Source organism: Clostridium lacusfryxellense (assembly GCF_018861735.1).
Lineage (GTDB): Bacteria > Bacillota > Clostridia > Clostridiales > Clostridiaceae > Clostridium_AD > Clostridium_AD lacusfryxellense.
Map to the genome: position 1 here is coordinate 1 of NZ_JAHLEB010000159.1, position 767 is coordinate 767.

Consider the following 767-nt stretch of genomic DNA (forward strand, 5'->3'; position numbering starts at 1 on the left):
AATCTTTCACCATTACTTAGTAACGTCATGTTAAATGAGTTGGATAAAGAATTAGAAAAGCGTGGATTACACTTTTGTCGTTATGCTGACGATTGTAATATTTATTTAAAATCAAAGAAATCAGCATACCGTGTAATGGCAAGTATAACAAAGTTTATAGAAGAGGATTTGAAACTCAAAGTCAATAAAGACAAGAGCAAGGTCGACAGACCGTGGAAGTTGAAGTATTTGGGATTTACATTTTATCCAAAGAAAGGTGAAATGGGGATAAAAGTACACCAAAATTCTGTTAAGAAACTTAAAAGTAAGCTCAAAGAAATAACAGGAAGAAGTAATGCTATGAGTATGGAACTTCGTGCTATTAAACTAAGACAAGTTATAGTTGGATGGGTAAATTATTTTAAATTAGCAGATATGAAAAGTATGCTTAAAACCTTAGACGAGTGGTTAAGACGAAGGATTCGCTTATGTTATTGGAAACAATGGAAGAGAATTAAAACAAAACATGATAATCTCAAAAGGCTTGGTATTAATGAATATAAAGCTTGGGAATATGCGAATACAAGAAAAGGCTATTGGAGAATATCCCATAGCCCAGTCTTAACAAGAAGTCTAACTAATAAATACCTTAGAGAAAAAGGTTTCATAACATTAACTGAAAAATTTATGATTAGGTAATTCTTATTGAACCGCCGTGTACCGAACGGTACGCACGGTGGTGTGAGAGGTCGCTAAATAAATTAATTATTTAGCTCCTACTCGATTTT

1 protein-coding gene is annotated in these 767 nt (G+C 32.7%); it reads left to right on the plus strand.

The window, feature by feature from the left end; genetic code table 11:
* Nucleotides 1-678, plus strand: a 678-nt coding sequence (locus KPL55_RS25780; RefSeq protein ID WP_246599856.1) for a group II intron maturase-specific domain-containing protein, incomplete at its 5' end; no start/stop codon positions are given.
* Nucleotides 679-767: the final 89 nt, after the last annotated feature.